The following is a 23227-nucleotide window of genomic DNA, read 5'->3' as shown; positions in this document are numbered from 1 at the left end:
GAAAAGGAAAAGAATATTCCTTTAAAAATAGATGTACAATTATGCTTCGATAGAAAAAACGATCTGCCTCATATGCCATTCTGGCTTTAATGAAAGCAGATCATTTTACTATGATTACGGTCTCCATTTCGTTATATCGATCTCAAATTGAGTAAATGTCATTTATCCAAAGAAAGCGTGGCCGGACTCAGTTCCTCAGGCAGGTTATTGTTCAAACCATTAAAGCTTACACGCAGTAGATAATCTCCATTAATTCGATCTGCACGACTAGCACCAAAGGTACTACTAAAGCGAAGTTTGTCCTTATCAAGTACCGTTACCGAATGCTCCATTGGGTTCTGATTACTGTTTTTATTCCTCTTTTTGACCACAAGTAGATCATCTTTGATTGCTGTTTTGAGAAAATGGATGCCCCATTCATTTTTCTTGTCGCCAAGATCAATCTGATAAATTACTGTGAAGTGTCCATTTTTGATGAACATTTCTTCAATGCGAATTGCTGAATTTGTTTTTTCAGACCGCACGGTAACCGGTAATTTCTCGAAAGGAGAGACAAACTGGGGCTGCTCATTGATCCGGTTGACCGGATGAACGGTCAAGGTCTTTGTTTTATTCTTCAATGATGACGGAATGGTCAACCGTCTATTAATGATCGATTGGTTACCCTTCTGAAATTTCTCCAAATGACCATCCGACAGCTGCTGGACTTCTCTTCCCTGATCATCATAAATATTCTCAAGTTCAATGTAATCCTGATTGAGCTTATCAGGGAGAATCACCTGATAATTAATAAATGTCGAAGATTTTGCAAAAACAACCGATTCATAGCGCACTTTAATTTTTCCATCCTTACTCCGACTTTCTGCCGATACCTTAACCGTTTCCTTAGGCAACTGCTTTATCGGGACATTGAACGCCCAGATCCCTTTTTTATCGCCAATTTCCTTAAATGTAATCGGCAGCGTCGCCTTTTTCGGCAATTCTTTTTGAGGATAATTGATTTGTACATGACCGGTGTAGCGTTTCCCCTGTACGCTTGTTACTGCCAATTCCTGACTTTCATCAATCTTCAGATCACCGCCAAATATCTCATAAAATGCAATAAAATTTTTTCCCTGCTCCCCATTGTCATCCACTTTGATCGGGCCGCTTGCTTTAAAAGTCAGTCCAATGGACGCCCCGTCATAGTAGGCGCTCGTAATGGTCACTTTAATGCCCTTGTCCGTTGCGCTTTGATTTAATTCGGTCACAAGCTTCTGGTTGGAGAGATTTTGTCCAATCGAATCATAAGCTCTGCCATAAATAGCACTTAGAATTGGAACTTCAGCTAGCACTCGAGATACCGATGGTGATAGAAAACTGAACGCAATGAGCGCCGCAGCTGCCCCGGAAGTGACTAAACCGCCCGTAAGCTTCCGATGTCTTTTGCGCGGCGCGACATCTGCCTCTTCAATTCCTTGATGAATCGCATTCATGACACGATCCTTGGGCACATCTATTTTATTCGTTTCTTTTTTAAACGATGTCTTGTTCATGATCTGCCTCCCCTCCTAAACTCTTTTTCAGACTTTCCTTTGCACGTCTGAGTACCGTCTTCACCGTATTTTCCGGCATATCCATTGTTTGTGCGATCTGGCGTATAGTCTGATCATAATAATAGAAAAGAATAATTGCTGTACGTCCCTTGTCGTTAAGCTGATTAATCGCCTGTACAAGATCCAGATGCACTTCTGACTGCGTCTGGTTGGCTTCCGTCCCCTCATCCGCTTCAGCAATTGCGACTTCACGTCTGCGTTTCTTTAAAATTTCATAGCAGCAATTGATTAAAATTCGTGTGATCCAAGTGAGAAAATACTGTTCATTTTTTAATTGACTGACCGTTCTGCAGGTACGGCAAGCCGTTTCTTGGATGGCATCGAGCGCATCCTCTTGATTTCCTACATACAAATACGCGGTTCGGTAGAGCTGATCACTATGCTTGATCAATAGTTTTTCAAGAGCTTTTCCATCCCCGCTTGTCGCGCGCCTGACAAGCTTTGCATCGTTCATGAACGAACCTCCTTTTCATTAATTAGAGGAACCAATCACCTAAAAAGTTTCATTTTTGCATCAAAAAATCCGGAAGAAAGGAACCATCCCTTCTTCCGGATTTATTATTTCGAATAATTATCGCTTAATCACACGTTCTTTTTTAATCTGCTTACTACGCAGCTGACCGCAAGCGGCGTCAATGTCGGTACCAAACTCTTTACGAACGACGGCATTGATCCCGCGCCTTTTTAGGGTCTCGTAAAATGTGACCACCGCATCTTTTTCACTGCGCTGATATTCCGGGTGCTCTTCGACCGGATTATAAGGAATCAGGTTGATATACACGAGATGGCGCTTGTTCTCAAACAACTTGGCGAGTTGCAGCGCTTCTTCCTTATGATCGTTAATATCTTTTAACAAGATATATTCAAAAGTGATGCGCCGATTGGTCTTCTCCAGATAATAGTTAACGGCTTCCATCAGTTTCTCAATCGGATACGCGCGATTAATCTTCATGATACGGCTTCGCAGTTCATTGTTCGGCGCATGGAGCGAAATCGCGAGATTGACTTGCCAGTCGATATCGGCAAACTCATAGATTCTCGGAACAATACCGCTTGTTGAAACAGTGATATGTCGTGCACCGATCGCGAGTCCTTTCCCATCATTAACGATCCGCAAGAAGTCCATGACATTTTCAAAATTGTCAAATGGTTCGCCAATACCCATGACCACAATATGGCTTACACGCTCGTCTTTGCCTTTCGCATCGAGGCTTTGTTGAATGGCCACTAACTGTTCGACCATTTCACCGCTTGTCAAATCACGATTTTTCTTCAACAACCCGCTTGCGCAGAAGCTGCATCCGATGTTGCACCCAACTTGGGAAGTGACGCAAACGGACAGACCGTATTCATGCGACATCAGCACGGTCTCAATCAAATTGCCATCAGAAAGTTGAAACAGAAATTTCGTCGTGCCGTCCTTCGCCTTCTGCTCAATCTGTTTCTCAAGGCTGTTCATGACAAAATGATTTTCAAGCAGCTGAATCGTCTTCTTGGAAAGGTTGGTCATTTTATCAAAGCTGTCTACACGCTTAGTATAAATCCAATCCCAAATCTGCGCGGCTCTAAACTTTTTCTCGTCTTGAGCGACCAGCCACTTGATTAATTGATCTAATGTTAATCCATAAATGGATGTTTTACTCATATTTTTTATAACCTCTTTTACGTCATCATACTGAATCAGCACCGATTAAGCAAGGAGCTCTCAGCACTTGGATCTTAGTTCTCGTTCACAGTAAAAGGACAGGACCGTACCCTGTCTTTGTTTCTTATTTTTTTGATCGATTAAAAGACAACTTTTTAATCGGTCGTTTGTATTCAACACCAAGCACATCAATCAGGAATACGAAAACCGGAAGACCAACGATCAAGCCCCAAATACCAAAGAAGTGCTCGGAAAAAATCAACACGACAAAAGTGTAAAAGACAGGAAGCTCCGTTTTTGCCGACATTAGTTTTGGATTCAGCACATAAGCTTCGACTGCGTGTACAACGAGTATCGTCAACACCATGTAAATAACATCTTGAATTCCACCAATCGTATAGCCGATCATGCATAGTGGAATGAGCGAGATGACAACACCTGCGACAGGGATCAGACTGAGCACAAACACCATAAAAATAAGGCTGAACAACTGTGGAAAGTGGAGCACCGCGAGAATGAGCGCCGTAATCGCCGTATTGACAATGGCGATTACAAATTGAGCTTCAATCACCTTTCCAAAAGTCTGTACGAACCGAGAACCAAAAAACGCAACTTCATCATATAAGAAACCGATTTTACTCGTTTTAAATCCTTTTGAGAATTGGAGCAGCCGCTCTTTTTCCAGCGAAAAAAACAAGCTGAGCAGCAAAGCCAAAAACACGTCGATCGTAAATGAACCAAAAGAAGAAAATGAGTCAATCAGAAACTTGACACCTGACTTCAGGTAAGACTCAACATTATATTTCTGCAACTGATCCAAAATCGCATTCACAACGACCGATCCGCGGAATTCTTTGATCGTCTTCATGATCGAGTCAAATAACTGTACCGTCTGATCCGCAATAATAGGCAAGTAGATTGTAATTGCCGCATAAATGCCTAACGCAATGAGTAAATAGAGCACAATGACAACAAGACGTCGAGGCAGCTTCAGTTTTTGATGAACAAAAGTTTCCAAACGATCCACAAGAAAGCAGAAAATAAATGTCAACAACAGCAAATCAATCAAACTTCGACACAAATAAATAATAAAAAGCAGCAATGCGAAAATCAGGACACGTCTGACTGATTGTTTTTGCAAGTACCCGATCAGTAAATTCATAGTTTCTGTTTCCTTTTCTCCTTTTATTCCCGCCCTAAATTTATATCTAGTAATAGGAACAGATGTATATCTTTATTCTAGAGGTTTTTCGACACAGATGCAAAGACTAATCTTGTTCTTCTATTTAATTGTCAGCAATTCCCTGGTTCACTTCGGTAAAAAACCGAACAATGAGCCATTGCCCGGCAAACATATAACTTATTTATCAGCTGGAATATCAACTGAATAAATTTGATGATTGTGAAAACCAATCGCCAATGTCACATGGTCATCCGTACCACCAATAACTGTCAAGCCTTCGCTCTCTGCTGGAGTCTGCTTCGGAATTGAAAAACGATATCGATGACTAATCGCAAGGGTATCAGGGTCGAGAAGCGTTAAATAATTGTTAGCCAGGAAGTAAATAGTTCCTTTATAATACTGCATACCTTGGACAACGCCTAGTTTACCAATCTGAGTCGTGCCTAAGTTTTTCCCGCTAGTGACGTCAATCGTATAAAACGTATCCAAATCAGAATAGGACTCGGAAAGCATGATCAGCTGGTTCCCATTCTTGACCGCTATCATTGCGATATATTTGACGTCAGGCAAGTCAACACTTCTGATCAAAGAAAGTTCATGCGAATTCGGGTTATACTTCAGTGTGTTGAGCGTTGGAGCAGTTCCAGAACTATTCACCTCGTACAAGGTATGGCTGTTTTTATCATAGCTCAACGCGCATGTGTGTCCGAAATTCTGAATACCTGTATCGGAGAGTTGTTCGCCTTTACCGTTATATACGAGAATTCTGCCCAATCCGTTCCCTTCGTCAAAACTGACAAAATAGTTGCCCTGTTCATCATAAGCCAAACCTTGCTGATTGCGGGATCCAGGAATTTGAACCAGAGCATCCGCACTAAACTGCTCTGTCTTGTTTTCAAGCGTTAACAAACTGCTGTTTCTCACCCATCCAATGTAAACATCTTTACCCGCTTTCTCATACCAATCATTGTACTTGAGAAAATCCCACAGAACCCCATTAATACTCTTTGTATCAATAACCTCGAACATTTTATTTCTATAATTTTTATCCAATAAAGAAGCAATACGATCTCTAGATAAAGCATTTCCATCATTTGGATTACTGTCAAACAAGTCAAAATCGCCATTGGATGGATCAATATATTTGTATTTACTATTGTCCGAAGCGCTAACGAGATTCCCTGGAACATCAAGGGCTTGACCACTGATCCATCCGATCCCATTAATCCGATACATCATATCCCCGTTGATTACTTTCTCTGCGTTGACGGAATATGAATTGTTAAGAAAGTCTTTGCTGTAGGTAATAAATTCATTTTGATCGTTAAAAATCGGATAATTTCCATTTACTATACCGACACGGGTTACATAATTAAACGTTGCGGTGCTCGGTGCAGGATCTGCTTGCAAATTGCCACTCGCCTTTATCCAACCAACTGAAGTTCCGGCGGTATATTTCTTGATGTGGACCCAATTTTGTCCATCAATCGTCGCTACTTGGTCAACATTCAATGCAATGGTAGCGTAAACCTCCAAAGTGACATGGTTTGACTGGTCATCGCGAAGTGCAAATTGATCATCTTCCACTGGTTCGCTATATATTTGTGCATTGAGGTTTGTTATCGCGCTGACTTTCCACAAAGCCGGCAGCTCGCGGAACGTCTTGCTGAATGCATTCTGAAGCACCCAGCCTGTGGTGCCTTCAGTAAATTGAACTTGATACCATTTCGTTGATCCGACGGTCGCTTCCTTAATAATCTTTTGTGGTCTTCCATTCGCAAATTGCGACAATTGGGCAAACTCAGCCGAACCACTTAGTCCGCTCGGCATATTCCAAACAGCGTGATTACCTGAATCGCTAATTAAACCGTATGTATTGATCGGTAATTCAGATTCATTCACACTTGTCTCGCTGTTCGCGAGATTGGACGCGAATACATAACAATTGACGCCATTGTAGTTCACCCAGTATAACTTGTTCGACTGCGGGCTCGTTGTTGTCAGCACTGTATTGACTGGTATGGTCCCGCTATATTTTTTGGTGTGCGCATAATTTTTGTAGCGTTTCGACGCCTTGACGACAAACTTTGTGATCGGCGTTTTCTTAGTTGACAAATTGCTTGCATAAACATAGCCGCGTTTTCCTTTGTAGTTCACATGATACATTTTATTATTGAGGTTGCTGTCCGTAGTCAGACTTTTGTTGATCGCTATTTTCTGCACACGCTGTTTTGCGGCGTTCGAACTGGTATATAAATAGGATGTTTTGTGAATGTAGCGGTTTACCGTTGTACGTCTCGTCCATAGATTCGACTTATAGACATAGCCCGTCTTACCTGAATAAATTACTTTGTACATCTTACTCGATTTTTTGCTGCTCGTTTTCAATGTCGCATTAATAGGAATCAACCCCATCGATTGCTTTGCCGAATTGGAAGTTGAGTAAAATTTGGATGTCTTGTGCACATAGTACGTGCGCGATCCCTTTGCATGAGCTGGATAATCGGCAACTACACTGAATACAAGAACAAATATGAGTAAAAAGGTGGTTAATCGCGCTGTAAGTCTCACTTCAAATAATGCTCCCTTCCAATGATCCATACAAAAGTGAGGTTTATTCCAATTACCGCTTAAGTATAAGCTTCCCCAATGCAATGAAACAATTGGTAATTTTTATATTGTTGGGTTGAAAAAAGATGCCCGAATGGCCGTATGAGCCACGGGCATCAGTGCTTGTATTTAATTTTGAATGTAGATGGTATGATCTGCGAATCCGATCGCTAACTTGCCGTTAACAATGGTCAGGCCTTCACTCTCTTGAGGTGTGCCACCTTTCGGAATGGAGAATTGGAAACGATCTTCTATCCCATAATTCACGTTTAGGACAGTTAAATAGTTATTCGCTAAGAAATAGAGCTTTCCATTCTCATAGTGCATGCCCTGAACAACGCCCATTTTATCCATTTGCGCCGTCTGAGTCAGTTTTCCTGTGGAAAGGGTATATTCATAGAACGTATCTTTCCCGCCGACCGATTCAGTCAGTAGGATTAAGGTGTCGCTGTCCTTCGCTGTCATCATCGCCACATAGTATGGAAAACTGGTAAGAGTCGTCGTCTTTTTAACGCTTAGATTATTGGGATCAGGGTTAATCTCATGAAGAATTGGCTTTTGTCCGGCACTGCTAATTTCATAAAGTTTGCCGTCTACATAACTGAGTGCACAAGCATGACCAAATGATGTCACTGCTGATGAACCCTTGTAGTTGCCGTTTTGATCATAAGCGACAATTTTCCCGGTGCCGTCTCCGGTGTCATAACCGACATAGTACAGATCCAAATCAGGATTGTACGCCAAGCCTTGCTGATTGCCTCCGCCGGCTGTAAATAAATGGCGAAAATCGGCGGTACCTGATCTGAGGCCGGACAAATCGCTACTGTGTACCCAGCCAAGGTCAATATCCTTGCCCATCTTTCCATACCAATCGTTGTACTTAATAAACGACCATTCACCGGATACTTTGATGACTTCAAGCATGCGATTCGTGTATGCAGACAAAGAACCGAGCTGCAAACCTGTATTAGGAGCATCTCCATTTGATTGTCCGTTGTATATTGCGCCTGTGTTTTTCACGACTTGATAACTTATGGCCGGGTTGTTTAGGTTCAACGCCGTGCTGACGACCCAACCGATCACATGGTTATTATAGGAAATACGATACCGTTCTTCGTTCTCTACTTGTTTTTCCTGATTAATTTGAACATGTCTGCCGTCTGCATTAAACTGACCGCTGTAACCGACAAAGTGATCATTGTCGTCAAAGATCGGTGCCTTGCTGCTTGCTATGGTCGCGCCGTAATTGACGTTCAATGCTTTACCGGCGCTTGTCGCTTGAATGGAAAGATCGCTAACTTTAACCCACCCTAAGGATGTTCCAGCCGTATATTTCTTAATATGCACCCACTCGCCGTTGTTTGCAATCATGTCAATTTTGAGTCGCAGGTTAGCATAAATGTTAAGGCTTGTAATAATTCCATTGCCCGGCGATTGATACAGGAATGAATCAGACTTTGCCACACTCGCAACAGCCAGGTGCGGAATGCTTCCGTCATTCGCCATATTCGATGTTATTTGGACAATACTCTTATGAATCCATCCGAGTGTTCGCCCGTCGACGCTGACCTGATACCAAGCTACGCCGCCGACTTCCGACGCGCGCAATACATTCAGCGGAACACGTTCATAGTCAGCTATTTTGCCGACCGATTTCGCATCCTTTATTCCATAAGGCTGATCCCAAATTCCATGATTGCCGCCTTCGGACACGACACCATACGTATTGTCCGCAACTTGGTTGTTATAAGTATAATTCAATTCAGCATTTGTCAGATTGGATTTATAAACATAGCTTTTCCGTCCATTATAAGTTACCCAGAACATCTTGTTTGATTGCGGACTCTGTGTCTCCAATCGGGTTCCGAGCGGAATCGTCCCGGAATATCGCTTTGTATGACTGTAATTTTTGTACTGCTTTGATTTTTTCTTCACGTATTTAACAACGGTCGTTTTATAAGGAGACAAATTTGACTTATAGACATACCCGCGTTTTCCCTTGTAGTTCACGTGATACATCTTGAAATTCATGTTACTATCTGTGGTCAGTTTCTTATTGATCGCTATTTTCCAAGTACGTTGTTTCGAAGCGTCGCGGCTTGAGTAAAGGTAAGAGGTTTTATGAATGTATCGGGTTTTCGTTGTCCTTTTCGTCCATAGATTTGAACGATAGACATATCCGCTAAGCCCTCCATATGTAATCTTTACCATCTTGCTTGTTTTCTTGCTCGTCGTCTTCAGTTTTGCATTGATTGGTACATAGCGCATAAACTGCTTAGAACTGTTGGATGTTGTGTACAGTTTGGAAGTCTTATGAACATAATACGTATAAGATTTCTTCGCTTGCGCGGGATAATAGGCTAATAGACTCACGAGCATAATAGCAACAAGTAGAATTGAAAACCGAGTGTACTTCGTACGAGATTGACCGTTCACTGTTTAAAGACTCCTTCCGGGGATAACCATTTCGTCATATTCTGAGAGGTAAAAAAACTGCGGAAAACCAAAACTATTCGTGCATTTATCGAATTTGATAGAATTAAACGATTTATGAAATTAATAGTTTTAGTATACCTCTATTCCATGTCACCTAACAATAGGATTATGCTTTTCTAACTATTTTTTCATGGCCTGAGCGACACTTAATGACTTAATTTTTGGTTTTCCTTAGAATTCGGTGCTCCATTTACGCGAGCATCACGATCAATGAACACTATTTAATATATTAGACCAGTAGAACTTAAAAATAGTTTCAGTTTTCTTAAGAAATTCTTATCTTTTACTCGGGCGCATAAGAAAAACCGGGCAAAAAGCGATCGTTCCCTATTTTAATGTTTAGATACAAAACTCCTTTAAGTCGAAAGCTCCTTTACTTAAAATGCCGTTTGAATCATCAACCTTGTGCGTGAACAGACATTTCTGTTTCCCCTCATAAATAAGCGGAATTTTTCCGGTTATATGCATTATGACGCCTGTTTCACAGGTAAATAAGGGTAATTTTTCCGCTTATGCACAGAAAAACCCTCCATTTTCACGTTTTTCGGTTCGATAAGCGGAATTTCTCCGTCTATTCAAGCAATTTTTTCATTCATTTTCTAATTAAGCGGAATTTATCCGTTTATTTCTCAGATTGGGCGCTTATCTGATCGCCCATTCGAATCTTATGACCTTATTGTCGTACCAGCAAGGCAAAAGGCTATACTTTACTTGTTAGAAAAACCGGGCATAAAGCGCCCGGTCCTTACTTTCACAGGATGTGATGACTTTCGCGTTGCATACATGGCAAATCATGCACTTTCTTATTCTGGCAAAAAAAAAAAAAACGCCCCTCAAAATTAGAAGGACGTTTTCTTCTTGAAATATTTCTTATTGCATGACAGCTAAAGCACCCATTGGATCCCATGGTTTCAATTCAATCGGTTTTTGTTCAAATGCAGCTTTCAATTCATTGGAAAGGTATTTTTTATTAATTACGACTTGATACGTATAGTCATCCATCCAGGGGTCACTCATGGCAAAATAGCCTTTAGTGCCCCACTTCTCGCCCCAGCTGTTTTCCACTTTCCACCGGTTTGATTTACCGTCAACCAGATTCACTCCGGTCAGAACCATCGCATGCGTCAAGCAGCTGTGTTTATAGTCGAGACGCTCTGCCTTCGTCATCTTGAATTCTGTGCCAAAGGCTGTAGTGTAATCAAACAGGGCGGTATCCATAATGCCCAGCTTATTATCCGAATATTTTCCTACATCACAGCCGAACCATACCGATTCGCCCTCTTTAATTTGACTGATCGCCAGGGACTTCAAAGTCTCCATATCAACATTTAAATACTTGATCGGATGTCCGCCGACTACAGTGCCCAGATATTGAACCGTATACGTTTTCTTGTACGGCTTATCTTGTGTTGGCGCATTGATAACGGCAATGTAGTCATTTAAGTCAAGACCGATGTACTTTTTAAAGAATTCTTGCGGCGTAATACCGAGATCTCTGTGAAACTTCTTGTCCTCGTCACGATATTCGAAATCAAAGGTCTTCGGAGGTTCACCGAGCGCGAATGCGAGAATACGGTAAATAGCGCCCAAGGCAGCTGTTTTGGCTTTCTCGAGTTCTTCACTCGATTTCCCAGCTGCACTCATGGTACGCAGGATACCTGCCACTTCCCGCAGCTTCGTATTCAACACGCGATTAAGTTCAACAGTTCGACTGCTCTGATAGGTTTCCGGCATCACTTGTTTCGGAACCACACCATACTTCTCGATAATTGCAACCAGCATATCCCACTGTCCGCCGTCCTGCTGCGGCGTTTCCATCAGCCAAGAGACAAGTCGTCCGTCTAAAGGCTCGGCAGCCGTATCAATGATGCTTTCAAGGAAATAGTTCGCTTTCTCGAATTTATCCCAGAAGAGCGTATAATTTTGTGAGAGTTCAAAGTCTTTAAGATTAAAATCGGCACTAAATTTATGACGGAAGGTATTCAGTGCGGCGAACATCCAGCATCGTCCGCTTAACTTCTGATCAGCTACTTTTCCGGTCTCAATTTCTTCAGAGAATACGGGATTCATAGATACAACTGCGTCACTGTTCAGGGTTGCCGCATTGATTCCATTCTTCATCACCGAGTCTTGAATAACCTTATTTTCAGCGACACTATGTATTTTTTCCGAAAATGTTTCAATCATTGATGCAGAGATTTCTTTTGCCACTTCATTTTCCCCCTTTTAAAATAACAAGACCTATTATAGTTCTAAAAGGAAGGTTCGAAAAGGTCAGTGAATGCGAATGTTATGCTTTCTGACATAATATATTTGGACTTTCAAAGCGGCATACTATCTAATTGAAAACTGATTTTTTTGTGAAGCAGCTCAAAATCCTCACTTTGCTTCACAAATTGTTTTTCCGCTTCTTCACTAGAAATCTGTTGAAATCGGAGTTTACTATTCGGCGGCAGCTGCGCGAGCAGTGGCAAATCCGCTGATGCCACTTGAGCAATCCTTGGATAGCCTCCGGTCGATTGGTGATCCGTCAGCAGAATAATTGGCTGTCCATCCCTCGGAACCTGAATTGAACCATTCGTCACCGCTTCTGAATACAGTTCGATGGGCTCGTCGAGCGTCAACTCCGCTCCCTCTAAGCGATAGCCCATTCGATCCGACGATGTGGTTACTCGAAACTCCGATTGTAAAAAGTTCTTTCTGCTCGCTTCTGAAAAATAATTCCATAGCGTATCCGGTATGACACGAATCGTTTGTACACCTTGATAAGTTCGCCGCAATGAAAAAAACCAGCGGATCGTGCCCGCTCTCTTAGACAGAATAGTGATCACACGCTTCGCTCTCTCGGAAGGTTCGCCAACCGGAACGCAGTCTTGTTCCTCTAGTCGTCTTCCTTGAAAGCCTCCTTGACCGGCTCGCTCATAGGTGGATCGGCTTCCAAACCATATCGGTGTATCTATGCCTCCGGCGACAGCCAGGTAGCCGCGGCTTCCCACAATCAGACTGCCGATTGTCAGAATCTGGCCCTTACGCGCAAAGCATGGCCTGCCGATTCCAATTTCCTGACTGTCAAGAGTCGGCCGGCAGTATGCACCCGTTAAAGCAAACAATGTATCCCTTGTAAAAAGAATGCTTGGACCAAGAAAGGAATATTCAATGACGGCACAAGTCTCGTGATTGCCAACCAGCCAGTTTGCTAATTTCGCCGATGGAGGATCCATCGCGCCGCCAACGATCATACCGAATCTCTGGTATCCCAACCGGCCAAGGTCTTGCACGGAAGAGGCAAAGCCTTTTCGAATTATAGTCAATGCCATTGATGTCCCTCCTTAATCCGCATGTATTCCTGCACCGAAATCGGATCGAATTTAACCAAATCTCCAGCTGAAAGCAGCGTTGGAGGATCTGCCTTCGGTGTAAAAAGCGGCACGGGCGTCCTTCCGATAATCTGCCATCCGCCGGGAGAATCAAGCGGATAAGCGCCTGTCTGTTTCCCTGCGATACCGACTGAACCGGCGGCAATTTTCAGTCGGGGTGTCGCCCGTCTCGGTGTGGCAAGCGCCTCAGGTAACCCCCCTAAAAAAGGAAAGCCCGGTGCAAATCCAAGCATGTAGACGAGATACTTCGGTGCGCTATGCCTTTCAATTACTTCATTTGTGCTGAAGTGATGAATCGCCGCCACTTCTTCGAGATCCGGTCCGAAATCCTGCCCATAGCAAACCGGAATATGGACAACTCTTCTTTTTTCTTCGTTATCCGCGCAGTCATCCATCCGTTTTGATACATTCGTTAAATAGTCAATGACTTGTCGCTGTGCTGATATATCCTTCCGACCGCTTTCAATCACAATTATTGGATTGTAATAGAACACGACATTTGTATAGGCAGGCACATATTCAATAAACCCGCTAAATGGTTCGCGATCAAACAGCAGCGTAAATTGATTGATTTTCAACTGGATTTCAGGCGCTATTTGATCGCCAAAGATAACTCGGACAGCTTGATCGCCAAATGGCTCAATCTTCATCGTGCTGTTGCCCCTTCTAATGAAGAAACTTGCCAAATGGCAAGTTTCAAATGATTTTTTTCATAAAATAGCTTACATGATACTGAATGCTGTATCTTTTTGATCCGTTATGAACATATGGCCTGGTGAATGCGTAATCGCCAGTTCCGGTTTGGAAGCCATAACCGCTGCCTGAGGCGTGACCCCGCACGCCCAGAACACAGGAATTTCACCTTCACGAATGGTTACCGCTGCGCCAAAATCCGGATGCCCGAGGTCATGAATGCCAATTTTATCCGGATTGCCGAAATGAATCGGCGCTCCATGTACGGATGGATAACGTGTCGTTACCTGTATCGCCCGAATGGCTTGCTCTTCAGACATCGGTCGCATGCTGACCACCATAGGTCCTTGAAAAACACCCGCGGATTTACATGGGATAGTCGTCCGATACATTGGCACGTTGCACTGTTCCTCAATCTGGCGAACCGGAATATCATTTTCTAAGAGCGCTTGTTCAAAGCTGAAGCTGCAGCCAATCAGAAATGATACGAAGTCCTCCCGCCAGAAAGGACGTAAATCCGTCACCTCTGAATGCATTACCCCATTTTTGTAAATACGGTATTTAGGGATATCCGTCCGGATATCCGCGTGGTCAGCCATTAATTTCACGATTGGGTCGCCCGTGTCCAGAACCTCTAGCAACGGGCACGGCTTTGGGTTTCGCTGGCAAAACAGCAAAAAATCATAGGCATATTTTTCCGGCAGAATCACAAGGTTCGCCTGTGTATGGCCGTTGGACAAGCCGCTGGTTGGTTGGTCCCACTCTCCGGCACGAATCAATTCGCGGACGTCCGATGGTGATTTTTCCGCAAGTGCCAAATAGTCGATCATTTCGCTCATCTCCTAAGTTCACCCATGCCAGGCTTCAATCTTTATTCCGCAATTCTGCAGCTCGCTCCGAATCGTCGCGGCAAACGCAAGCGCGGCAGTACCGTCTCCGTGAACACAGATTGTTTCTGCTCGCAGCTTTATTTTCTCCCCTTCGGCTGTCGTCACCGTTCCCTCCTGAAGCATCTGCACAACTTGTTTTAGCGCTTGATTCGTATCGGTAATGAGCGCGTTCGGATGTGATCTGGATGTCAGCGATCCGTCCCGTTGATAGGTGCGATCAGCAAATGCCTCATAAACAACATGAAGTCCGGCTTTTTCACCGACCGACGTTAAGAATGTTCCGTCCATACCGAACAGAATCAAATCAGTATTCACATCCGCAACCGCTTGAACAACTGCCTTTGCATATTTTTCTTGATCAGACGCCATATGATACAGCGCGCCGTGCGGCTTTACATGATTCAGCTTAACATCTTGTGCTTTCGCGACTGCCTGAAGCGCGCCAATCTGATAAACGACCATATCATAAACCTCAGAGGGGGTGACGTCCATTTCCCGTCTTCCGAATCCTTCTAGATCCGGAAGACCCGGATGTGCACCAACGGCCACGTCATTTTTCTTTGCACGAGCCACCGTCCGCTGCATTTCCGAGAAATCACCTGCATGAAAACCGCAAGCGACATTTGCCGATGAAATCAGCGGAAGAACCTGCTCATCATTTCCAATGACATAGTGTCCGAAACTCTCTCCTAGATCACAGTTCAGATCAACTTGGTTCATTTAAATCATTCCTTTTTAATCTCAGAAAATTGATGAGAATCCCTTTATCACAGATTGGATACCTGCATAAGCCATGAATACAACGATTATCCAACCGAAAATAGTGAGCCAAATGGGATGCTTATAGAATTCGCCCATTATCTTTTTCTTCGTCACAGCAACAAGCAAGATAGCTAAGGCAATCGGCAGAATCAGCCCGTTAATTGCGCCAACCATCAAGAGTACCTTAGCAGGACTGCCGATAAAATAGAAAACCGCTGTTGAAAAAACAATGAAGAAAATGATCAGATACGGACGCAATTTATGATAGATATTCGTTTCACTCTCAGCTTTAGAATAATCCAAAAATGACACTGAAGTAAAGGTTGAGCCTAAAGTAGACGTCATTCCGGCTGCAAGCAGAACTAACCCAAAGAACTTATATCCGAAATCACCCGCCGCCGCACTGAAAATGCTGGCCGCCGGATTAAGCGGATTAAGCTTGAAGCCCTCCGCAATAACAGCTAGCGCGGCCAGGAACAGCAGCACACGAATGATTGATGCAACACCGATTCCAGTTAATGCGCCTCCATTGATATAACGAATGCTTTCTTTCCCTTTAAGTCCGCCTTCCAGCAATCTATGTCCGCCGGAAAAGGATATGTATCCGCCCACCGTTCCACCGACGATCGTCACAATAGAATAAAAGTCAATATGAGAAGGTACGAACGTATGAAGTGCCGCTTGTCCAACCGGAGGTGAACTGATTGCTACAATAAAGATAATCAGCAGGACTTTGACTGCTGCGAGCACTTGCACCGTCCGGTCCATGACGATTAGCGCGTTCCGAACAAGAAAAATAACCAGAGCAATCGCTCCGCCTATCAACGCACCATTTTCCGGAGTGATACCGAACAGAACATTGAACCCAAGACCGACACCGCCGATATTGCCAATGTTAAACGTCAGGCCGCCAATAACAATTAATGTAGTGAGCAAATAGCCAAGACCAGGCACCAGTTCATTAGCTATGGTTTGCGCTTTTTTCCCTGATACACAAATGATCCGCCAAATATTCAACTGAACACCGATATCAACCAAAATACACACAAGTATTGCAAAACCGAAATCCGCGCCAAGCTGTCCCGTGAACGCGGCGGTTTGAGTTAGAAAGCCAGGTCCAACTGCTGACATCGCCATCAAAAACGCTGCACCCATCGCGATGCCAAAAGCTGTATTTTTCTTTTTTACCACTTATATATCCTCCTAAAGAAATTATATAAAAATTATACATCATTCAAAATTATTTTCATATTACTTTATTTTTGTTAATTAATTATCGAATCAGAAAACACTCTGAAACACCCTCTCTTTACTAGTTCAACCGAGGCAAGCAAGATTGTTTGACACTATATTGGCGTATGGTATACTTAATCCATTAAATGGCACATATTATTCAATATCGCACATATGTGCAGGTGAGGATGATGAACATGAGTCCCGCGGACATTAAAAAAGATTGTGCTAAAGAAGCCTTGGCAATTATTCCGAATCATTCGGTCATAGGACTAGGCGGGGGAAGCACGATCAGCCACCTGATTCACTTTATTAAAGAAAAACCGAATTTCGACATTCAGATTGTCACTCCTTCCGCGCAAACTAAACTACTCTGCTTGGAGAATGGGCTACAGGTGCTTCACACCGAATGCGTTGACCATATTGATCTGGCTTTTGATGGCTGCGATCAAGTCGATGCCCAGCTTAACGCTTTAAAGAGCGGAGGCGGAATTCACACGAAGGAAAAGCTGATTGGAACGATGTCCGATGAGTATATTCTTCTCGTGGATGAATCCAAATATGCACCGATACTGACTTTTGAAAAGCCAGTGGTTCTCGAGATTTTGACGGACGCGCTTGCCTACGCTCGAAGCAGAGTCGAACAATTAGGCGGCAAACCAGCCATGCGGCGAAGCGCCGCAAAAGATGGATTTACAATTTCCGACAATGGCCACCCGTTAATGGACGTATCTTTTAATCAAGTGAATGATATTCGTAAACTGGATAACGATTTGCAGGCTATCCGCGGCGTGATCGACACTTCTCTTTTCGTAGATGTCGCAACAAAGGCTCTAATCGCCGGAGAAAGTGGCATGAGATGGTTGAACAAGCCAAATCGCGAGGTTTCGATATAATGAAAGAATTGAAATGGGCCATAATTGGCCCTGGGGCGATCGCTTCTGAATTCGCACAGACAGTGCATGCCCACGGACGGAAGATTTATGGTGTCGGATCACGCAGCTTAGAGCGAGCACATGTATTTGCGGATAAGCATTCTATTGATAAGGCATATGGAAATTATGATGACCTTTTAAATGATCCGAGTATTGATGTCGTCTACCTCGCGACCCCGCATTCAAATCACTACAGCTATCTGCTTAAGTGTTTGGAGTATGGCAAGCATGTCCTCTGTGAAAAGGCAATTACCGTAAGCAGCAGGCAGTTTGATCCCGTCCTTCGTTTCGCTAAACAGAAAGGCCTGATCGTTGCTGAAGCAATGACAATTTATCATATGCCGCTTTATCAAAAGTTAAAGGAAGTCGTCGAGAGCGGTGCGATTGGCGAAGTCAAAATGGTTAACGTAACCTTTGGCAGTCTAAAACCATATGAAGTAACCAGTCGTTTCTTTAATATGGATCTCGCCGGCGGGGCACTGCTTGACATCGGCACATATGCCCTTTCTTTTGCGCGGTTCTTCTTAAAGAGCCAGCCTAATGAAATTTTAACTACGGTTAAACCTTTTGAGACTGGTGTGGATGAACAATCAGGCATCATCCTAAAAAATCCCGATGATCAAATGGGTGTCATAACGCTCACAATGCGGGCAAAATTACCGAAACGTGGAATTGTTACCGGTGATAAGGGCTATATCACTGTAGACAATTTTCCGCGAGCAGACAAAGCGACGATTACGTACCCAGATGGTCGTGTCGAACGAATTGAGGCCGGAAATACTGCCAAAGCAATGGTTTATGAATATGACTATATGAACGCCGTAGTTAATGCAGAGATTGAGGAACAGACGATTCCGCTCACCGACGGAGTGATGAAAATCATGACTAATGTGCGTGACCAGTGGGGCATTCGTTATCCCTTTGAGTAACAAATGCTTCCCTTGCTGCGCACTGATGCATTAATTTTTAATTGTTTCAAAAAAAGAGAGCGTTTTCTTTTTCATTTTTGAAGGTCTGCATTACAATAGACATGTGATATTAATTACACCAACTATTGAAGGGAAGATGTGCAATGAGCATTCAAGACACAGTCCTGGAACACGCAGTAGACACTGACTATAAATTATATATCGGCGGCAAATGGGTTGAAGGTTCCGAGGGTAAGAAAATAGCAAGCTATAACCCTAGTACGGGTAAAAAGTTGACCGAATTCACAGACGCGAGCCACGCCGATGTAGACGCTGCCGTGGAAGCTGCTACAAAAGCTTTTGAATCTTGGAAAGAAGTCAGCATTCAAGAAAAAAGCACGATCTTGCTGAAAATCGCCGACTTGATCGATGAAAACGCCGACCGATTGGCACTTGTTGAAACGTTAGATAACGGTAAGCCGCTTCGTGAAACGAAAACCGTTGACGTTCCGGCAAGCTCCGACCACTTCCGCTACTTCGCCGGAGTTATCCGTTCTGAAGAAGGAACAGCAAATGCACTTGATGAAAATACATTAACCATTAATTTAAAAGAACCTGTCGGTGTCGTCGGACAGATCGTTCCTTGGAACTTCCCATTGCTGATGGCAGCATGGAAGATCGCTCCGGCCATCGCCGCAGGCAACACAGTTGTTATTCACCCGTCATCATCAACATCATTGAGTCTGCTTGAATTGGCTAAAATCTTCGATCAGGCGCTTCCTGACGGAGTTGTAAACGTTGTCACCGGACGCGGTTCTGATTCCGGCGACTACATGCTGCACCATCCAGGCTTCGCAAAACTCGCGTTCACCGGCTCGACTCAAATCGGTTATGAAGTTGCCGCGGCTGCTGCAAAACGCTTGATCCCGGCAACACTTGAACTTGGCGGCAAATCAGCAAACATTTTCTTTGATGATGCTCCGTGGGAACGTGCGATTGAAGGTGCACAGCTTGGCATACTGTTCAATCAAGGTCAAGTTTGCTGTGCAGGCTCACGAATCTTCGTTCAGGAAGGTATCTACGACAAATTCGTAAGTGCCCTAAAAGAAGCGTTCGAAAAAGTTAATGTGGGTCTTCCTTGGGAAGATGGCGTTCAGATGGGCGCTCAAGTCAACAAACGTCAATTGGAAAAAATCTTGGACTATGTAAAAATAGGTCAGGATGAAGGTGCGAAGCTTGTAACCGGCGGATGCCAGCTGACCGACAACAACCTTGACAAAGGGGTCTTTATGGCGCCGACACTTCTTGCGGATGCAAACAACGATATGCGTATCGCGCAAGAAGAAATCTTCGGACCGGTGGCAACCGTGATCAAATTCAAGGATGCCGACGAAGCTATCAAGCTGGCTAACCAATCCGATTATGGTCTTGGCGGCGCGGTATGGACGCGTGACATCAACAAAGCGCTTCGTGTGGCACGCAGCGTACGCACCGGCCGTATGTGGGTCAACACCTATAACCAGCTTCCTGCAGGCGCTCCATTCGGCGGCTACAAGAAATCCGGCATCGGTCGTGAAACCTATAAGAGTATTCTCGATGCCTATACACAAACGAAAAACATTTACATCAGCACAAAGGAAACGGTTGACGGGCTCTATTAATTAAGGCATAAAAAACATTCTATAAAAGTGGCGAATGTATGATACATTCGCCATTTTTATATTTATAATTAAATCTACCAAATTACTTGTATTTATGCTTGACAAACAGAAATGTTCAAGCTAAACTAAATTCAATTAAATAAATCTTATCAAGAGTGGCGGAGGGACTGGCCCGACGAAGCCCGACAACCAGCACAGTATCTTGTGTATGGTGTTAATTCCAGCAGATTAAATTCTGGCAGATAAGAAACGAATCGGCGTAAAGACCGTTTCCCTCTAAATTCTGCGGGAAGCGGTCTTTTAATCTGCTCGCACATCCTTTCTAAGATTTTATTTAATGAAAACACTCAAAGGTATAGGGAGAGATGAACATGGCAGAAGAAAGACAGTATGGGTTTGAAACATTGCAAGTACACGCAGGACAGGTGCCTGATCCTGCAACCGGCGCACGCGCGGTTCCGATTTATCAGACGACTTCATTTGTATTTAAAGATGCAGATGAAGCGGCGGACTTCTTTCAGCTTAAGAAGCCAGGCAACGTATACGCACGTATTATGAATCCTACGGAAGATGTCTTCGAGCAGCGGATTGCACAACTTGAAGGCGGGTCGGCAGCTCTTGCCACTTCTTCCGGTTTGGCAGCTATTACCTATGCGATTCTGAATGTGGCGAGCAGCGGAGACCACATCGTCTCTGCTTCCACATTGTATGGCGGTACTTATGAACTGTTTTCCGTAACATTGAAGAAACTCGGTATTGACGTAACCTTTGTTGATCCAGATGATCCTGAAAATTTCCGTAAAGCGATTCGTGACAATACAAAAGCAATCTACGGTGAAACGATTGGCAACCCGAAAATCAACATCCTCGACATTGAAGCGGTTGCTGATATCGCTCATGAGAATAAAATTCCTCTCATTTTGGATAATACCTTCGGAACACCTTACCTCCTTCGGCCAATTGAATTCGGTGCAGACGTCGTTGTCCACTCCGCCACTAAATTTATCGGCGGCCACGGCACAGCGATCGGCGGTGTCATTGTTGACGGCGGCAAATTCGATTGGAGAGCAAGCGGTAAATTCCCGGATTTCACCACTCCTGACAAAAGCTACGGCGGCCTCGTGTATGCCGATTTGGCACCAGCCGCATTTGCCGCGAAAGCGCGTGTTCAATTGCTTCGCAACACCGGTGCAACCATCAGCCCGCAGAACGCATTCCTGTTCCTGCAGGGCCTGGAATCACTATCGTTGCGTGTTGAACGCCATGTTCAAAACGCGCGCAAAGTTGCTGAATTCCTGAACAATCACCCGAAAATCACTTGGGTCAACTATCCTGAACTTGAAGGCAATCCATACAAAGAACTCGCAAAGAAGTATCTGCCAAAAGGCCCCGGCTCCATTTTCACATTTGGCGTCAAAGGCGGTTTGCAAGCCGGCAAGGCACTGATCAACAACGTTAAACTGTTCTCACTGCTCGCAAACGTTGCCGATGCAAAGTCCCTGATCATTCACCCTGCAAGCACCACACATGCCGAACTGACTCCTGAAGAGCAGGCGGTAACCGGTGTTACACCTGAACTCATCCGCGTGTCCATTGGTGTCGAAACTGTTGACGACATCATTTACGATCTGGAACAAGCGCTCGCAAAGATTCCTGACGCTGTGGCAGCAAACTAATCACAAAAAAAAGAGAGAACTGCCTTATGGGGGTTATGAAATAGAGAATGGGCCTGCAAATCATTTTTGCAGGCCCATTCTCATTTTACACCGGTTAGAAAGTACTTATTTGCTTAAGCTGAATCGGCCTTTCTTGATCATTGTTTCAACACCGCCGATCTTTGCCAGTGAACGATTTTCAATTACTTTCTTCATAATTGACGCCGGACGGCCTTTCAAATCTCTACCCATGATTTCTCCAACCGCATCATCTCTTCCTAGTGAACAAACCGTCCCCATGAATTTAAATACAAATGGCTTTGTCGGACGTCCATCCAGCATTGCGTTTAAATTATATGCAGCGCAGTCCGCCTGTTGCATTGCGATCTGCGCCGTTGTCGGATACGGACGTCCGCTTTCGGGGTCAATGACTGCCGAGCAATCCCCTATAATCAAAATAGTTGCATCATCCGCTACTGACAGATCATCAGTGACCATGACACGCCCACGTCGTTGGTCAAAACCCGATTCAATGACCACAGAACTGCCGCTGACACCCCCGGTCCAAATAAACGTTCCTGCACGTAGCGTGTGCTCCTGATTATCAGCTTTATAATAAATTTGCTCACCATCAATACCGCTGACACGGCCAATCACAAAGGCCACACCACGATCGCTTAGTTTATGGGCGCCATACTCAGCAAGATGCCGATTGAACATAGGGAGTGCGTCAGATGTTGGTTCAATGCAGATGACCCTTACTAATTGTCGGTCGACCTGATAACGTTCAATCAATTTTGGAATGCGATGGGTCAGTTCCCCTAGGAATTCAAAGCTTGTAAATCCCGCTCCTCCAACAGCAATAATCAAATGCTCCGGTCGATGATCATTCGTCCATTTTTTAAACTCACCTTCAATGTGTGCTCTTATTCGTGTTACTGAAGGAATATCCGAAATAGACAATCCATAGTGATCCATCCCCGCTATGCCAAAATACTCCGGTTCAAAGCCTAAACTGATGAGCAGGTAATCATAAGCAATCGGCTCATGTTCCTTCAGAATCACGCGTTTGAATTTCCGATCCACGCGCATAACCGTATCTTGGATGAATGTTGTTCGCTTTCGATCAATGACTAAATTAAGAGAATAGCAGATTTCCTCAGCGTCCGCCGTACCTGCTGCGACCTCATGAAGAGAAGTCGTCTCACAATGGTAATCATTCTTATCAATAAGAAAGAGTTCAGCATCCGGTTTCATCTTCTGAAGTTTTTTCAATGCGCGCAATCCACCGTAACCCGCTCCCAAAATAACGATTCGTTTTCTATCCAAAATCATCCATCCCCTTTGACGGTATCGATAAATTCAGAGAATCCTTCATTCAATGATCCTGTCACATTTTGTTCACATTACCCTTATTTATTGTAGCCTAAAATGTAAACGCTTACAATATAATGTGCAAAATAAATGCCATCCCTTTAGGTAGGATGGCATTCGGTTCCTTATAGAGGGCGTACGGGAATTGAACCCGCGATCATGGAATGAGAATCCATTGGCTTAACCACTTGCCCAACGCCCTATATTTAT

General features: G+C 43.9%; 17 protein-coding genes, 1 tRNA gene and 1 riboswitch. Of the genes, 4 read left to right on the top strand and 14 right to left on the bottom strand.

The annotated features are described in order from the left end of the window. Positions 1 to 158 precede the first annotated feature (158 nt). The 12 genes from BM003_RS06185 to BM003_RS06130 all read right to left on the bottom strand — a co-directional run bounded on the left by BM003_RS06185 (position 159) and on the right by BM003_RS06130 (position 16406). The gene (locus BM003_RS06185) at positions 159 to 1535 is read right to left on the bottom strand and encodes a DUF4179 domain-containing protein (protein ID WP_093671192.1); all 1377 of its coding nucleotides are present in this window, start codon (positions 1533 to 1535) and stop codon (positions 159 to 161) included. Beyond that, the gene (locus BM003_RS06180; protein ID WP_093671190.1) at positions 1516 to 2049 is read right to left on the bottom strand and encodes a sigma-70 family RNA polymerase sigma factor; all 534 of its coding nucleotides are present in this window, start codon (positions 2047 to 2049) and stop codon (positions 1516 to 1518) included. Before BM003_RS06180 ends, BM003_RS06185 begins: the two co-directional genes overlap by 20 nt. A gap of 117 nt (positions 2050 to 2166) precedes the next feature. Next, entirely contained in the window at positions 2167 to 3240 is a 1074-nt protein-coding gene (gene rlmN, locus BM003_RS06175; RefSeq protein WP_093671188.1) for a dual-specificity RNA methyltransferase RlmN, read from the bottom strand. A 124-nt stretch (positions 3241 to 3364) separates the two neighbouring features. Continuing rightward, a complete protein-coding gene (locus BM003_RS06170) occupies positions 3365 to 4402 on the bottom strand; it encodes an AI-2E family transporter (RefSeq protein WP_093671186.1) in 1038 nt (345 codons plus the stop codon). A gap of 198 nt (positions 4403 to 4600) precedes the next feature. Further along, positions 4601 to 6994 carry a GW dipeptide domain-containing protein gene (locus tag BM003_RS06165; RefSeq protein ID WP_177184664.1) on the bottom strand — a complete coding sequence of 798 codons (2394 nt, stop codon included), beginning with the start codon at positions 6992 to 6994 and terminating at the stop codon, positions 4601 to 4603. A gap of 168 nt (positions 6995 to 7162) precedes the next feature. Then, the gene (locus tag BM003_RS06160; RefSeq protein ID WP_093671182.1) at positions 7163 to 9469 is read right to left on the bottom strand and encodes a GW domain-containing glycosaminoglycan-binding protein; all 2307 of its coding nucleotides are present in this window, start codon (positions 9467 to 9469) and stop codon (positions 7163 to 7165) included. Positions 9470 to 10399: 930 nt separating this feature from the next. Then, positions 10400 to 11740, bottom strand: coding sequence for a C1 family peptidase (locus BM003_RS06155; RefSeq protein WP_093671180.1), 1341 nt, complete (start codon positions 11738 to 11740; stop codon positions 10400 to 10402). A 110-nt stretch (positions 11741 to 11850) separates the two neighbouring features. Next, entirely contained in the window at positions 11851 to 12846 is a 996-nt protein-coding gene (locus tag BM003_RS06150) for a 5-oxoprolinase subunit C family protein (RefSeq protein WP_093671178.1), read from the bottom strand. Continuing rightward, on the bottom strand, positions 12837 to 13556 hold the full coding sequence (pxpB, locus tag BM003_RS06145; RefSeq protein WP_093671176.1) for a 5-oxoprolinase subunit PxpB: 720 nt from the start codon (positions 13554 to 13556) through the stop codon (positions 12837 to 12839). The genes BM003_RS06150 and pxpB overlap by 10 nt, the downstream gene beginning before the upstream one ends. Positions 13557 to 13628: 72 nt before the next feature. Then, positions 13629 to 14429 carry a putative hydro-lyase gene (locus BM003_RS06140; RefSeq protein ID WP_093671174.1) on the bottom strand — a complete coding sequence of 267 codons (801 nt, stop codon included), beginning with the start codon at positions 14427 to 14429 and terminating at the stop codon, positions 13629 to 13631. A gap of 18 nt (positions 14430 to 14447) precedes the next feature. Further along, positions 14448 to 15209 (bottom strand): LamB/YcsF family protein, encoded by a 762-nt coding sequence (locus tag BM003_RS06135; RefSeq protein ID WP_093671173.1) that lies wholly within the window; start codon positions 15207 to 15209, stop codon positions 14448 to 14450. Positions 15210 to 15230: 21 nt separating this feature from the next. After that, positions 15231 to 16406, bottom strand: coding sequence for an NRAMP family divalent metal transporter (locus BM003_RS06130; RefSeq protein ID WP_218143217.1), 1176 nt, complete (start codon positions 16404 to 16406; stop codon positions 15231 to 15233). Positions 16407 to 16675: 269 nt separating this feature from the next. Here BM003_RS06130 and rpiA point away from each other — a divergent pair, with 269 nt between their 5' ends. From rpiA to BM003_RS06110, 4 genes are all read left to right on the top strand, one after another. Then, complete coding sequence (gene rpiA / locus BM003_RS06125; RefSeq protein WP_245734084.1) at positions 16676 to 17380, top strand: ribose 5-phosphate isomerase A; 705 nt, start codon at positions 16676 to 16678, stop codon at positions 17378 to 17380. Further along, the gene (locus BM003_RS06120; protein ID WP_093671167.1) at positions 17380 to 18348 is read left to right on the top strand and encodes a Gfo/Idh/MocA family protein; all 969 of its coding nucleotides are present in this window, start codon (positions 17380 to 17382) and stop codon (positions 18346 to 18348) included. Before rpiA ends, BM003_RS06120 begins: the two co-directional genes overlap by 1 nt. Positions 18349 to 18491: 143 nt before the next feature. Beyond that, positions 18492 to 19988 (top strand): aldehyde dehydrogenase family protein, encoded by a 1497-nt coding sequence (locus BM003_RS06115; RefSeq protein ID WP_093671165.1) that lies wholly within the window; start codon positions 18492 to 18494, stop codon positions 19986 to 19988. Positions 19989 to 20131: 143 nt separating this feature from the next. After that, positions 20132 to 20237, top strand: a riboswitch (SAM riboswitch). Between the two features lie 122 nt (positions 20238 to 20359). Then, complete coding sequence (locus BM003_RS06110; RefSeq protein ID WP_093671163.1) at positions 20360 to 21664, top strand: O-acetylhomoserine aminocarboxypropyltransferase/cysteine synthase family protein; 1305 nt, start codon at positions 20360 to 20362, stop codon at positions 21662 to 21664. Between the two features lie 105 nt (positions 21665 to 21769). Here the strand turns inward: BM003_RS06110 and BM003_RS06105 are convergent, their stop codons facing one another. After that, the gene (locus BM003_RS06105) at positions 21770 to 22972 is read right to left on the bottom strand and encodes an NAD(P)/FAD-dependent oxidoreductase (RefSeq protein WP_177184663.1); all 1203 of its coding nucleotides are present in this window, start codon (positions 22970 to 22972) and stop codon (positions 21770 to 21772) included. Positions 22973 to 23147: 175 nt separating this feature from the next. Beyond that, positions 23148 to 23219, bottom strand: a tRNA-Glu gene (locus tag BM003_RS06100). Between the last annotated feature and the right edge of the window lie 8 nt (positions 23220 to 23227).

Source organism: Sporolactobacillus nakayamae (assembly GCF_900113325.1).
In the GTDB taxonomy this organism is placed as follows: Bacteria; Bacillota; Bacilli; order Bacillales; family Sporolactobacillaceae; genus Sporolactobacillus; species Sporolactobacillus nakayamae.
The sequence above is the reverse complement of the archived record's forward strand: the minus strand, read 5'-3'. Positions and strand labels throughout refer to the sequence as shown.

Bases quoted from the DNA above. Each gene is read 5' to 3' on its own strand.
- rpiA (WP_245734084.1), top strand. From the start codon at position 16,676: ATGAACATGAGTCCCGCGGACATTAAAAAAGATTGTGCTAAAGAAGCC.
- BM003_RS06135 (WP_093671173.1), bottom strand. From the start codon at position 15,209: ATGAACCAAGTTGATCTGAACTGTGATCTAGGAGAGAGTTTCGGACAC.
- pxpB (WP_093671176.1), bottom strand. From the start codon at position 13,556: ATGAAGATTGAGCCATTTGGCGATCAAGCTGTCCGAGTTATCTTTGGC.
- BM003_RS06110 (WP_093671163.1), top strand. From the start codon at position 20,360: ATGGCAGAAGAAAGACAGTATGGGTTTGAAACATTGCAAGTACACGCA.
- BM003_RS06185 (WP_093671192.1), bottom strand. From the start codon at position 1,535: ATGAACAAGACATCGTTTAAAAAAGAAACGAATAAAATAGATGTGCCC.
- BM003_RS06170 (WP_093671186.1), bottom strand. From the start codon at position 4,402: ATGAATTTACTGATCGGGTACTTGCAAAAACAATCAGTCAGACGTGTC.
- rlmN (WP_093671188.1), bottom strand. From the start codon at position 3,240: ATGAGTAAAACATCCATTTATGGATTAACATTAGATCAATTAATCAAG.
- BM003_RS06120 (WP_093671167.1), top strand. From the start codon at position 17,380: ATGAAAGAATTGAAATGGGCCATAATTGGCCCTGGGGCGATCGCTTCT.
- BM003_RS06150 (WP_093671178.1), bottom strand. From the start codon at position 12,846: ATGGCATTGACTATAATTCGAAAAGGCTTTGCCTCTTCCGTGCAAGAC.
- BM003_RS06140 (WP_093671174.1), bottom strand. From the start codon at position 14,429: ATGATCGACTATTTGGCACTTGCGGAAAAATCACCATCGGACGTCCGC.
- BM003_RS06180 (WP_093671190.1), bottom strand. From the start codon at position 2,049: ATGAACGATGCAAAGCTTGTCAGGCGCGCGACAAGCGGGGATGGAAAA.
- BM003_RS06130 (WP_218143217.1), bottom strand. From the start codon at position 16,406: ATGGGTGCAGCGTTTTTGATGGCGATGTCAGCAGTTGGACCTGGCTTT.
- BM003_RS06115 (WP_093671165.1), top strand. From the start codon at position 18,492: ATGAGCATTCAAGACACAGTCCTGGAACACGCAGTAGACACTGACTAT.